Annotated in this window: 10 protein-coding genes; all 10 read right to left on the bottom strand. The window is 67.2% G+C overall.

What is annotated here, in order from left to right; genetic code table 11:
• Window positions 1-158: 158 nt before the first annotated feature.
• On the bottom strand, window positions 159-1,457 hold the full coding sequence (locus tag V9K97_RS16565) for a TRAP transporter large permease (protein ID WP_337319373.1): 1,299 nt from the start codon (window positions 1,455-1,457) through the stop codon (window positions 159-161).
• Window positions 1,454-2,035 carry a TRAP transporter small permease gene (locus V9K97_RS16560; RefSeq protein ID WP_337319371.1) on the bottom strand — a complete coding sequence of 194 codons (582 nt, stop codon included), beginning with the start codon at window positions 2,033-2,035 and terminating at the stop codon, window positions 1,454-1,456. The genes V9K97_RS16565 and V9K97_RS16560 overlap by 4 nt, the downstream gene beginning before the upstream one ends.
• Before the next feature lie 113 nt (window positions 2,036-2,148).
• Window positions 2,149-3,150, bottom strand: a complete 1,002-nt coding sequence (locus V9K97_RS16555) for a Bug family tripartite tricarboxylate transporter substrate binding protein (RefSeq protein ID WP_337319368.1) — start codon at window positions 3,148-3,150, stop codon at window positions 2,149-2,151.
• Window positions 3,151-3,214: 64 nt separating this feature from the next.
• On the bottom strand, window positions 3,215-5,158 hold the full coding sequence (locus V9K97_RS16550; RefSeq protein WP_337319366.1) for an acyl-CoA synthetase: 1,944 nt from the start codon (window positions 5,156-5,158) through the stop codon (window positions 3,215-3,217).
• A 49-nt stretch (window positions 5,159-5,207) separates the two neighbouring features.
• On the bottom strand, window positions 5,208-6,206 hold the full coding sequence (locus V9K97_RS16545) for a Bug family tripartite tricarboxylate transporter substrate binding protein (protein ID WP_337319364.1): 999 nt from the start codon (window positions 6,204-6,206) through the stop codon (window positions 5,208-5,210).
• Between the two features lie 41 nt (window positions 6,207-6,247).
• On the bottom strand, window positions 6,248-7,456 hold the full coding sequence (locus tag V9K97_RS16540) for a CaiB/BaiF CoA transferase family protein (protein ID WP_337319362.1): 1,209 nt from the start codon (window positions 7,454-7,456) through the stop codon (window positions 6,248-6,250).
• 76 nt (window positions 7,457-7,532) lie between these two features.
• Window positions 7,533-8,345 carry an oxepin-CoA hydrolase, alternative type gene (locus V9K97_RS16535; protein WP_337319360.1) on the bottom strand — a complete coding sequence of 271 codons (813 nt, stop codon included), beginning with the start codon at window positions 8,343-8,345 and terminating at the stop codon, window positions 7,533-7,535.
• The gene (locus V9K97_RS16530) at window positions 8,342-9,484 is read right to left on the bottom strand and encodes an acyl-CoA dehydrogenase family protein (RefSeq protein ID WP_337319358.1); all 1,143 of its coding nucleotides are present in this window, start codon (window positions 9,482-9,484) and stop codon (window positions 8,342-8,344) included. Before V9K97_RS16530 ends, V9K97_RS16535 begins: the two co-directional genes overlap by 4 nt.
• A 13-nt stretch (window positions 9,485-9,497) precedes the next feature.
• Window positions 9,498-10,706 carry an acyl-CoA dehydrogenase family protein gene (locus V9K97_RS16525; protein ID WP_337319356.1) on the bottom strand — a complete coding sequence of 403 codons (1,209 nt, stop codon included), beginning with the start codon at window positions 10,704-10,706 and terminating at the stop codon, window positions 9,498-9,500.
• A gap of 24 nt (window positions 10,707-10,730) precedes the next feature.
• The gene (locus V9K97_RS16520; protein ID WP_337319354.1) at window positions 10,731-12,875 is read right to left on the bottom strand and encodes a 3-hydroxyacyl-CoA dehydrogenase NAD-binding domain-containing protein; all 2,145 of its coding nucleotides are present in this window, start codon (window positions 12,873-12,875) and stop codon (window positions 10,731-10,733) included.
• Between the last annotated feature and the right edge of the window lie 101 nt (window positions 12,876-12,976).

Below are 12,976 nucleotides of genomic sequence, written 5' to 3'. Positions count from 1 at the left end.
CATAACGCGCACGTCGATGGGGTGCCTTGCGCAGCGAAATAAAGGAGGAGGCCGCAGGCCGGGGGACATTCGCGGAGTAAGGTACCCCGTCGGCGGGTGCGCGCCCCGAACAAGGCGCTAACCGAACAGCACGAAGCAAAGAGAAGCAGAGTCCCATCTCAATACCCCAGCTTCCGAGGCAGCCACAACGCAAGTTCCGGGAAAGCGATCACCAGCACCATCACCAGGAACATCGAGAACAGCATCCAGCCCACCCACCGAACGGTTTCTTCCATGCGCACCTTGGCAATACGGCACGACACCATCAGGTTGACCGCAAGCGGTGGCGTGAACTGGCCCAGCGCGACCTTGAGCGTGAGGATGACGCCGAACCACACCGGGTCCCACTTGTAGTACTGCACGATCGGCAGCAACAACGGCACGAAGATCAGGAAGATCGACACGCCGTCCAGGAACATGCCGACCGTGATCAGCAGCAAGATCAACAACGCCAGGATGCCGTATTCGCCCAGGCCCGAATTCACGATGGCGCGCGTTACCGGGTCGATGATGCCCAGCGTCGAGAGCGAGTACGCAAAGATGCCCGCCAGCGACACCACCAGCAGGATCACCGCCGAGAGCTCGCCCGACTCGCGCAAGATCACGAACAGGTCGCGCACCTTGATCGTCCGGTGCACGCACATGCCGACGAACAGGCCGTAGAACACCGCCACCACCGCCGCTTCGGTGGGAGTGAACCAGCCCGCGCGCATGCCGCCCAGAATGAGCACCGGCGCCGCCAGGCCCCAGATCGCTTCGCGAAAGCTCTTCCAGAACGGCGGGCGCGGCAACGTCGATTCGAGTGCGCCCATCTTGTGCTGGCGGGCCAGCAGCACGGCCGGAATCATCAGCGCCAAGCCGGCCATGATGCCGGGGATCATGCCGGCCGCGAACAGCGCCGGCACCGAGGCACCCGGCACCAGCACCGAATACACGATGAACGCGACCGAAGGCGGAATCAGGATGTCGGTGGCTGCCGCGGCGCCCACCACGCTGGCCGAGAAGGCGGCCGGGTAGCCCGCGCGCGACATGGCCGCGATCATCACCGCGCCCACGGCGGCGGCATTGGCCGGGCCCGAGCCCGAGATGCCGCCGAGGAACATGGCCACTGCAATCGCCACCAGCGGCAGCATGCCGGGGCCGCGCCCGACGATGGCGACCGCAAAGTTCACCAGCCGCAGCGCCACGCCCGAGCGGTCGAAGATCGAGCCCACCAGCACGAACATCGGAATAGCCAGCAGCGGGTACTTGCCGAGGCCGGCATAGAAGTTCTGCGGCACGGCCAGCAGGCCGAACCATTGGGCGTCGCTGTTGGCGAGCGCAATGCATGCTGCGCCGGCCAGGCCGAGCGCGGCACCGATGGGCACGCCCACCAGCATCATCGCGACGAAGGCGACGAAGAGAAGGGTGGCGATCACGAGGCGTCGCCTTTGTCGTTCCGGCTTTGTTCTGCGGCGTACTCTTTGCGGCCTCGGCGGATCATCAGACCCACCGCGCGCAGCGCGATGGCAAAGGACACGATCGGCAGCCACATCGAATACCACCAGGCCGGCAAGCCGATGCCCGGCGTCGTTTCCTCGAAGCGGTAGTCATCCCACACCATGCGGATGCTGAGCGCACCGATCAGCGTGAACAGAATGGCGATCATGAGCGCGCCGAACTGCGCAAGCCGCTTGCGCCGCGCCATGGAGCCGCCCTCCGAGAAGTACTCGATGCGAATGTGCCGGTCGCGCGCCACCGCGGCCGAGCCGGCCACCAGCGCCAGCATGATCATCAGGAAAACCGAGAACTCTTCCGTCCACGCGAACGAAGAATCGGTGAAGTAGCGCACCAGCACGTTGGCAAAGGTGATCAGCGCCAGCGCGCCCATGATGATCACGGTGAGCCAGTCCTCGATGGCGAGCGGCACCTTGGTGGGCTCGTCGGTGGCTTCGATGTCTGGGGGGAGGGGGCTGGCGGCGTCCAGCAAGGGGCCGGACTCGTTGGGAGTGGTCATCGAGAGGGAGGGGGAAAGCAGCTATGGATGGTAACGATCCATGCCCATCCGTTCATCGGGGTTTTCCTAAGCTACGGGCCCATTTCCGCCCCCTTCGTCCCTCTTGAAACGGGCTACTCAAGCTTGGCGCCCGAATCCTTGATCAGGCGCTCCCAGATCGGGCTTTCCTTCTTGTACACGGCGGCAAACGCCTCAGGCGAGCTCTCCTTCAGGTCGAAGCCCATGGCCGCCACGCGCGCCTGCACATCGGGCTGGCGCGTGGCCTTGCCCACTTCTTCGGCAATGCGCTGCACGATCGGCCTGGGCGTGCCGGCCGGCATGGCAATGGCGAGCCAGCCGGCCACGCGGTAGGCCTCGTCGTCCAGGCCCTGCTCGGCCAGCGTCGGCACGTCGGGCAGCGTGGCCATCCGGCGCTCGCCGCTCACGCCAACGGCCTTGAGCTTGCCGGCCTCGATGTGCGGCTTGGCCACCAGTGCGCTGGCAAAGGCCATCTGGATCTGGCCGCCGATCAGGTCTTGCAGCATCGGCGCCTCGCCCTTGTAGGCCACGTGGTTCATCTCGGCCTTCTGCGTAAGGCTCATGTGCGCGCCGGCCAGGTGCGGATACGCGCCCACGCCGTACGAGCCGTAGGCCACCTTGCCCTTGTTGGCGGCCACGTACTTCAGGAGCTCCGGCCCGTTCTTCACCGGCACGCTGGGGTGCACCACCAGCACCAGCGGAGCCGTGGCAATCTGGTAGACCAGCGTGAGGTCGCGCTGCGTGTCGTAGGGCAGCTTCTGATAAAGGAACTGGTTGGTCAGCAGCGAATTGCTCAGCGCCAGCACCAGGGTGTAGCCATCGGGCGGTGCCTTAGCCACGGCATCGGTGCCGATGATGCCGGCGGCGCCGGGCTTGTTGTCGATGATGACCGGCTGGCCCAGCCCGGCGGCCATCTTCTCGCCGATGATGCGCGCCAGCACGTCGGTGGCGCCGCCCGGGGCAAAGGGCACCACCATGCGGATCGGCTTGGCCGGATAGGTCTGCGCCCAGCCGGCGGTGGTGGCCGTGAGCGCGAGCGATGCAATGGCAAGGCCGTGCAGGGCTCGGCGGGTGGTGGTGAATGTGGCGTTGTTCATGTTCTCGATGTCTCCGATGGTTGATTTGTTTTTTATGCGCTTGCCGCCAGCCACATCGTGCCGGCTAGCCGGTAAGCACCCGGGTCTTGAAAGGCAAGGGCGCCAGCGCCGCTTCGATCCGCTGCAGCAGCGGCGCCGCGAGCGTGCCCGCGGCGGCTGCTTCGATGCGCACCTCCACCAGGCTTTCGCCCTCATTGCGCACGCTCGGCCGGGCGGCTTCCGTCACGCCGAGCTCGTTGCAGATCTGCGCCACCGCGGCCGCCACCACGCGGCTCGCCGCCATGGCGCGCAGCTCGGGTTTGTAGATCTTGCCGACGTTGGTCATCGGCATGTTCTCGATGACGATCACCGATTTGGGCTTGGCCGGTGCCTCGTCGACGCGCGCGGCGGTGAAGGCCAGCAGTTCATCTTCCGTTGCCGATGCGCCCGGCACCAGCGTTGCGAACACCACCGGCAGTTCGCCCGCATACGCATCGGGCGCACCCACCGCCGCGCACAGCTGCACCGCCGGATGCGCGCCCAGCGCGTCCTCGATCACCTTGGGGTCGATGTTGTGGCCGCTGCGGATGATCAGGTCCTTCGAGCGGCCGCTCAGGTTGAGCCGCCCTTCGCCATCGATCCAGCCCAGGTCGCCGGTCGCAAGCCAGCCGTCGGCCGTGAAGGCCTTCGCGTTGTCCGCCGGATCGACAAAGCCAGAGAACAGGTTGGGCGACTTGAACAGCACCATGCCCTGCTCGCCCGGCGGCAGGTCGCGGTCGCTGGCGTTGCCGCTTTCGTCGAGCGCCACGATGCGCATCTGCATATACGGCAGCGGAAAGCCGACGCAGCCCGCCGGCCCGTCCACGCCCGGCGGCGTGATGGTCGAGATGCCGGCCATCTCGGTCATGCCCAGGCTCTCGTGCACGTGCAGGCCGAACAGCCGTTCGAAGCGCGCGGCCAGCTCCGGCGAGAGCACCGCAGCGCCCGTGCGGCAGTAGCCAATCGATGAAATGTCGGCGCCGTCCAGTGGCACATTCGCCAATGCGGCCAGCACCGTGGGCACGGCCGAGAGCGAGGTGGGCCGGTACTTCTCGACCAGCTTCCAGTAGTTGGCGAGCACCTCCTTGTTGCGCAGCAGCGAGGTCGTCGGAATGATCACTTCCACCCCGGCCGAAAGCGACGCGAGCGAAGCCGGCAGCACGCCCGCCACATGGAACAGCGGATAGCCGTTGATCGAAATGCCTTGGTCGTTCATGCCCGCGACCTGCACGCTGGCCCAGGCGGTGAACACCTGCGCGCCGTGGCTGTGGCGCGCGAGCTTGGGTGCGCCGGTGGTGCCACCGGTGTGAAAGTAGGCGGCAATGTCGGTGGGTGCGATGTCGCGGCCGCTCACCAGCCGGTCGGCAGGCTGCGCGGCGCGCAGCGTGTTGAACTCGGCGACACCTTCGGGCAGCGCGCCCGCGGCGCCCGGCGCCTCGTCGTGCGGCGCCACGCGCAGCACGGTGGTGAGTGTCGGCACCTGGCTGCGCAGTCGCATGGCCTTCGACCACATGCCCGATTCGCTGTCCGAGCCGTAGGCAATCAGCACCTTGGCGCGGCCGGCAGTCATCAGCGCCACCAGCTTTTCGTCGGTGAGCAGCGGGTTGAGCGGCTGCACGATGCCGGCCGCTTCGCCGCCCCAGAGCGCGAGGTGGTATTCGAGGCAGCCCGGCAGCAGCACCGCCACCGCGTCTTCCGGGCCCACCCCCAGTGCATGCAGCATGTTCGCGGTCTGGTGGATGCCCGCGAGCAAGTCGGCATACGACCAGCGAATCGGCTCGTCGGCCGGGTTGCCGGTGCGCAGGAAGGTGAGCGCCGTCTTGCCGCCGAAGGCCGCGCCCGCGTTGCGAAAGATCTCGTAGGTGCTGCGCACCGTCAGCGCCTGCTCGAGCGGCGTTTCCTCGAGCCTGCGGATATCGGCCAGGCTGCGCACCGGAAACTGGGGGCGGAACGGCTCGCCGGCCATCTTGGTCTTCTTGCTGTCTGCCATGCGTGTCTCCTGATGTTGTCTCTTTGCCGGCCGCGTGCGAAGCGCTGTTTTACTGGTTCGTGATCTTGTTGTCGCGAATGACCTTGCCCCAGCGCTCGAAATCCTGGCGCATGCGCGTGCCCGTTTGCTCGGGCGTGCCGTAGGCCGCGAAGGAGCCGACGCTTTCGAGCTTGTCCTGCACGTCCTTGTCGGCCAGCGCGGTCTTCAGCTCGGCGCTCATGCGGTCGACCACGTCCTTGGGCGTGCCCGCGGGCGCCAGCAGGCCGCCCCAAGAGGTCGCATCGAAGCCCGGGAAGCCCTGTTCGGCCACCGTCTTCACGTCGGGCAGCAGGCTCACGCGCTTGCCCGAGCCGACCGCAATCGCGCGCAGCGTGCCGGCGCGGATGTGCGGCATCACCGCCACCAGGTCCGAGAACATGGCCGGCACCTGCCCGCCGATCAGGTCGGTCACGGCCGGCGCGCTGCCGCGGTAGGGCACGTGCTGCATGTCGAACTTGCCGATGTTCTTGAGCTGCTCGGTCGTCAGGTGGCCGAAGCTGCCTGCGCCCGCGGTCGTGTAGTTGAGCTTGCCGCCTTCGGCCTTGGCCTTGGCAATCAGGCCTTGCAGGCCGGTGACTTCGGGCAGCGACTTCGGATTGACGACCATCACGATCGGCAGGTCGTACACCGTGCCCACGGGCGTGAAGCTCTTGAAGATGTCGTAGGGCGTGGGGCCGTACAGGTGCGCGGCCAGCAGCGTGGGCGTGGCCAGCATCACGAAGGTGTAGCCGTCGGGCGCGGCCTTGGCGGCAGCCGCCGCGCCGATGGTGCCCGAGGCGCCGCTGCGGTTGTCGATGAGGATGTTCTGCTTCAGGCCGTGCGACATCTTCTGCGCCACGATGCGCGTGGCCACGTCGGTCGGGCCGCCTGGCGGAAAAGGCACGACCACGGTGATCGGCTTGGCCGGCCAGGCCTCTGCGAAGGCGGCGCCTGCCACCAGCGGAAGCGCAAGGGCGATGAGCGCGCGGCGCGCGGGGTTGCGAAGGGAGCGGGAGAAAGGAAATGCCATGACTTCTTCAGGGAATGAATGAGGAGAAGGAAAGAGCGCCGTCAGAGAACGCCGTTCGATTTAAGTTGCGCGAGCTTGTCGTCCGAAAGGCCGAGCAGCGACTGCAGCACCTCGTGCGTGGCTTCGCCCAGTTGCGGCGGCGCGCTGCGCACCGGCAGCCGCTCGCCGTCGAAGCGGTAGGGCGGTGCCAGCACGTTGACCTTGCCGGCCACGGGATGCGGCTGCTCGGTGACTAGGCCCGCGTCGGCCGCGCGCTTGGAGTTGAGCGCTTCCAGCAGGCCCAGCACCTCGCCGCACGGAATGCCCGATTGCGTGAGCTTGGCCAGCAGGTCGGCGCGCTGGCGCTTGGCCAGTTCGGCGTGCAGTTCGGGCAGCAGCACCGCGCGGTTTGCCGAACGCAGGATGTTGGTCTTGAAGCGTTCGTCCGCCGCCAGGTCGGGCCGCTCGAGCACGTCGGTGCAAAAGCGCGCGAACTGCGCGTTGTTGCCCACGGTAATGACCAGCGGACCATCCGCCGCATCGAACACGCCGTAGGGCACGATCGACGGGTGCGAGTTGCCGTAGCGCGGCGGGTCTTCGCCCATCAGCAGTGCTTCCAGCCCGTAGTAGGCGGTGATCATCAGGCCGCAGTCGAACAGCGCCATCTCTACGTGGCGTCCCTTGCCGGTTTTTTCGCGCTGGTACAGCGCGGCCAGCACGGCCTGGGCTGAATACATGCCGGTGAACAGGTCGACCACCGCCACGCCGAACTTCAGCGGCGGCTGGTTGGCTTCGCCGTTCAGCGCCATCAGGCCCGCCTCGCCCTGCACCACCAGGTCGTAGCCGGGGCGCGCGGCCTCGGGGCCGGTGCGGTCATAGCCCGAGATAGAGCAGTAGATGAGCTTCGGGTTTTCCTTGCTCAGCTGTTCATAGCCGAGGCCGAGCTTGTCGATGCCGCCGAACTTGAAGTTCTGGATGACCACGTCGCACTGCCTGGCAAGGTCGCGCGCAATCTGCTGGCCTTCGGGCGTCTGCAGGTCGAGCGTGACCGAGCGCTTGTTGCGGTTCACGCTGTTGAAGTAGGCCGTCTCGGTGTTGCCGACACGCAGGCCCCAGTCGCGCGTGTCGTCGCCGCGGCCCGGGTGCTCGACCTTGATGACTTCGGCGCCCATGTCGGCCAGCACCATGCCGCACCAGGGGCCCGCAAGGATGCGGGACAGATCGAGAACGCGCACGCCGGCAAGCGGCAGCGAGGAATTCAGCATGGGCATGAGAGCAACTCCCTTGAAACGAGAAAGCCCCGCAGCGTGTGCGAGGCGTGATATGGGGTGAATGCGGCCGGGAGCGTCAGGAGGCGTTCGGTTTCTGCCGGCGCAGCGTAGAGAAATCCGCCGTGCGCTTGTTAAGGAAGGCGCCAATGCCCTCGGCCGCTTCGGCGTCGGCCTGCGACTCGACCATGTACACGGCCTCGGCCTCGAGCTGTTCCTCGAGCGTGGCGCGGTGCGCCTGGCGGCACAGCGTCTTGATGCGCGCGCTCGCGCGCTGCGGGCCGTTGGCCACCTTCGCGGCCAGTGCAACGGCTTCGGCCAGCGCGGCGCCCTTGTCGGTGAGCCGGTTGACCGCGCCCAGCGCATGCAGGCGCTCGGCCGTCATGCGGTCGCCGGTCAGGCACATTTCGGTCAGCACCTGGCGCGAGACGAACTCCGACAGAAAAGCCGTGGCGCCGCCGTCCGGCGTGAGGCCGACCTTGACGTAGGCCACGGTGTAGAACGCGTCGCGCGCCGACACCAGCATGTCGCAGGCCAGCGCCATCGACAGGCCCGCGCCCGCCGCACCGCCTTCCACGGCCGCGATGACGGGCTTGCCGCAATCGCGAATGGCGCGGATCAGGTTGTTCAGGCCTTCGAGCTTTTCGCGGCGCTCCGAAGCAGGCAGTTCGCGGCGCTTGGCCAGCAGGTTCAGGTCGCCGCCCGAGCAGAAGAAATCGCCCGCGCCGGTGAAGACGATGGCGCCGACTTCGGGGTCGTTCTCCGCATCGGTGAGCGCGGCGCTCAGCTCCGCATACAGCGTTGGTGTGATCGCGTTGCGCGCGCCCGGGTTGCTGTTGGTCAGGATGCGGACGGCGCCCTGCTGGCTGATGAGCACGGTCTTGTCGCTCATTGCACGGTCTCCTTGCCAAGCGCGATGTAGCGCTGCAGATGATGGTCTTCGTCGCCGAGCTGGTGGTCGATCATCACGAGCCGCTTGGCATAGTGCGGCAGCGGCAGCTCCCACGTCATGCCGATGCCGCCGTGCATCTGGATGCTTTCTTCCGCCACCAGCGCGCCGATGCGGCCGATGCTGAACTTGGCGGCCGAGAGCGCGCGTTCGCGCGTGATGCGATCCGCACCATCGATGGCGGCTGCCGCATTGATCACCGCCGAGCGCGCCTGTTCGATCTCGAGCAGCAGGTCGGCCATGCGGTGCTGCAGTGCCTGAAAGCTGCCGATCAACGTGCCGAACTGCTTGCGCGTGCGCAGGTAATCGAGCGTGGCGGTCTTGGCGGCTTCCATGGCGCCCACGGCCTCAGCGCAGAGCGCGAGCACGCCGCGGCCGATGGCGCGCTCCAGCGTCGCAGCGCCCTGGCCTTCAGCGCCGAGCAATGCATCGGCGCCGAGCTTCACGCCGTCGAGCGTGAGTTCGGCGACACGGCCGCCGTCGATGGCGGGGCAGCCGCGCACCGTGAGGCCCGCAGTCTTCGCGGGCACGAGGAACAGCGAGATGCCCGCTTCGTCGTCCACGCTGCCGGAAGTGCGGGCGGAGACGAGGAACAGGTCGGCCTGCTCGCCCTGCGGAATGACGGCTTTGGCGCCGCTCAGCACCCAGCCGCCGCCGCTGCGTTCGGCGCGGGTTGCCACGCGCGTGCGTTCGTAGTGCGTGTCGGCTTCGTCGTGCGCAAAGGCTGCGACAGTGACGCCGTTGATGATGTCGCCGAGCTTTTCCTTCTGCGCATCGCTGCCGGCGGCGCTGAGCGCCTCGCCGACCATCACCGCGCCCAGCAGCGGCTCGACCACGAGGCCACGGCCCAGCGCCTCGAAGACGACGGCAATGTCGAAGCCGCCGCCGCCGAAGCCGCCATCGGCCTCGCTGAACAGCGCGCCGATCACGCCCAGTTCTGCGAACTGTTGAAAGATCTCCTTGCTGAACCCGTGTTCGGACTTCGCGATGCGGTCGCGCGCATCGAAGGCGTACTGCTCGGCGATGAAGCGGTTCAGGCTGTCGGCGAGCATGCGCCGGTCTTCGGTGTGTTCGAAGTTCATGTGCGTGTCTCCTTTACAGCCCGAGGATCATCTTGCTGATGATGTTCTTCTGGATTTCATTCGAGCCGCCGAAGATCGACAGCTTGCGGTTGTTGAAGTAGCGCGCGGCCGCGGCCGATGCGTAGGCGGGGCCGAAGGTTTCGCCGTCGAAGCCGTCGTGCAGTGCTTCCTCGATGAAGGGCCGGCCGTACACGCCCATTGCGCGGCGCGCGAGCGAGGAAATCTCTTGCCGGATCTCGGTGCCGCGGATCTTGAGCATCGAACTCTCCGCACCCGGTACGCCGCCACCGGCTACCGCTGCAATCACGCGCAGGTTGGTCGTCTTCATGTTCTCCAGGTCGATCTCGACACGCGCCATGCGCGCGGCAAAGGCCGGGTCTTCCGCCAGCGGCTTGCCGTTCTTCGTTTGCGTGGCCGCAATGCCCTTGAGCTGTTCGAGCGCGGCCACCGAAAAGCCGACGCCCGCGATGTTGGTGCGCTCGTAGGTGAGCAGGTACTTGGCGCAGGTCCAGCCCTTGTTCTCTTCGCCGACCAGGTTTTCGGCCGGCACGCGCACGTCGGAGAAGAACACCTCGTTCACTTCATGCTCGCCGTCGAGCGTGATGATCGGGCGCACTTCCACGCCGGGTGAGGTCATGTCGATCAGCAGGAAGCTGATGCCTTCCTGCTTCTTTGCCTCGCGGTTGGTGCGCACCAGGCAGAAGATCATGTTGGCGTGCTGGCCCAGCGTGGTCCAGGTCTTCTGGCCGTTCACGATGTAGTGGTCGCCCTGGGCGTCGATGCCGCGCACGGCCGATGTCTTCACGGCCGCAAGGTCGGAGCCCGCACCGGGTTCCGAATAGCCCTGGCACCACCAGTCGGAGCCGTCGAGGATGCGCGGCAGCCAGTGGCGCTTTTGCGCCTCGTTGCCGTACTTGATGAGCACCGGCCCCAGCATGTTCACGCCAAAGGGCACGATGCGCGGCGCAAAGGCCAGCGCGCATTCGTGCTCGAAGATGAACTTTTCGACCGCCGTCCAGCCCGGCCCGCCGTACTGCTCGGGCCAGTGGTTGGCGAGCCAGCCGCGCTCGTTGAGGATGGCGTGCCATTCCTCCATGTCGGCCTTGGCGAGGATCTTGCCGCTGCTCACCTTGGCCGAAAGGCGCGCGGGCAGCTTGTCGGCCAGGAAGGCGCGCACTTCCGCGCGGAAGGCTTCTTCTTCGGGGGTGAAGTTCAGGTCCATGGCGTCGCTTCTTTCAGAAAGGGGTCAGGCGTGATTGAGGCTGTCGAAGTTCGCGCCGCGTTCGACCAGGTCTACCAGCAGCGGCGAGGGCTGCCAGAACAACGGGTCTTGCTCCGCAAACTCGCGAATGTCGGCCAGCACCTTCGGCAGGCCCACGGTGTCGGCGTACTTCATCGGGCCGCCGCGGTGGCGCGGAAAGCCGTAGCCGTAGAGAAAGGTCACGTCCACGTCGAGCGGGCGCAGCGCAATGCGCTGGTGCACGACGTTGGCCCCCTCGTTGATCATCGCGGCCATGTAGCGGCGCATGATTTCTTCTTCGGTGAAGGCGCGCGGCTTGATGCCCGCGCGCTCGCGCTCGGCGTCGATGATGGCCAGCACCTCGGGGTCGGGCACGCCGGTGCGCGCGCCTTGGGGGTACAGGTAATAGCCGCGCTGCGTCTTCTGGCCGAACCAGCCGCGCTCGCAGATGCGGTCGGCAATCTGCACGTAGCGCGCCTTGGGGTCGCGCGTGGCGGCCTTGCGCTTGCGCGTGGCCCAGCCGATGTCGCCGCCCGCCAGGTCGGACACCTGGAACGGCCCCATCGGGTAGCCGAAGTTGCGCACCGCCTCATCGATCTGGTAGGGCGAGGCGCCGTCTTCCATCATGTGGTCGGCGGCCTGCCGGTACACCGCGAGGATGCGGTTGCCGATGAAGCCATCGCACACGCCGGCGCGCACGGGCACTTTCTTGAGCTTCTTCGCAAGCTCGAAGCCCGTGGCCACCACGTCGGCGCTCACCTTGGCAGGCACCACGATCTCGAGCAGCTTCATGATGTTGGCCGGCGAGAAAAAGTGCAGGCCCACCACGTCCTGCGGGCGCTTGATGCTGGCCGCGATCTCGTCGATGTCGAGGTACGAAGTGTTGGTGGCCAGCACCGCACCGGGCTTGCACACGCGGTCGAGTTCGGCGAACACCGCCTTCTTTACGCCCATGTCTTCGAACACGGCTTCAACGACGATGTCGGCCTGTGCGAGCGCGTCGTAAGAGGTGGAGCCCGAGAAGCGCGCCATCACGGAGGCCTTGGCTTCGGGCGTCATGCGGCCTTTGGCGATCAGGCCGTCGTACACCTTCTCGACATGCTGGCGGCCGCGCGCGAGGCTGGGCTCGTCGCGTTCGATCATGGTCACGGGCAGGCCCGCATCGAGCATCGCCACCGCAATGCCCGCGCCCATGGTGCCGCCGCCGATGATGCCGGCCGATTCGATCGCGCGCGGCTTGGCGGCCTTGGTTTCGGGCGCCTTCAGCACTTCGCGCTCGGCGAAGAAGGCGTGGATGAGGCCGGCGCGCTGCGGGCTGTCGATGCACTGCAGGAACAGCTTGCGCTCCAGCGCCATGCCTTCGTCGAAGGTCAGCGTGAGCGCGGCTTCGACCGCTTCGATGATCTTCATCGGCGAGAAAAGCCCGCGGCTCTTCTTGGCGGTGTCGGCGCGCGCCGCTTCGAGCGCGGCGCGGCTTGCTTCTGCAGCGGCCAGGCCGGCGGCCTCGCGTGTGCGGCGCACCGGTGCCTTGGCAGCGGCGAGTTCCTGCGCATAGGCCAGGCCTTCGGCGCGCGCGTCGGCGTCGGTGCCCAGGCGGTCGACCAGCCCGAGCGACAGTGCTTCCTTCGCGCCCGCATGGCGGCCGCTGAGCATCAGTTCGAGCGCGGCCTTCACGCCGATGAGGCGCGGCGCGCGCTGCGTGCCGCCCGAACCGGGCAAGAGGCCGAGCTGCACTTCTGGCAAGCCCAGCTTGCCCGAAGGCGCGGCAATGCGGTAGTGCGCCGACAGTGCCACTTCAAGGCCGCCGCCCAGTGCCGCGCCGTGGATGGCGGCAATCACCGGCTTGCTGCAGTTCTCGATCTTCAGGCACACCTCGGGCAGCGAGGGCGGCTGCGGCGTCTTGCCGAACTCGCGGATGTCCGCGCCCGCGATGAAGTTGCGGCCCGCGCCGACGATCAGCACCGCGGCGGCCGCGCTGTCGGCTTCCGCCGCCTCGATGGCGGCCACCAGGCCGCGGCGCACATCCACGCCCAGGGCGTTGACGGGCGGGTTGTCGATGGTCACCACGAACACGCCGCCCGGATGTGGGGCGCGCTCGAAGCTGACGGGGTTGGAAGAAGACGCGGGAAGGCTGGAGTCGGTGGTGGCCATGGCTTGTCTCTCTTGTCTCTTGCGGGTTCCAGGGTGAACCCGGCATTCTTTGCCCGATGCGCGGCTTTGACAATTGCATAGACGGTTGACAGACTGTCAAA

It is taken from the genome of Variovorax sp. CCNWLW186 (assembly GCF_037203865.1).
Classification (GTDB): Bacteria; Pseudomonadota; Gammaproteobacteria; order Burkholderiales; family Burkholderiaceae_C; genus Variovorax.
The sequence above is the reverse complement of the archived record's forward strand: the minus strand, read 5'-3'. Positions and strand labels throughout refer to the sequence as shown.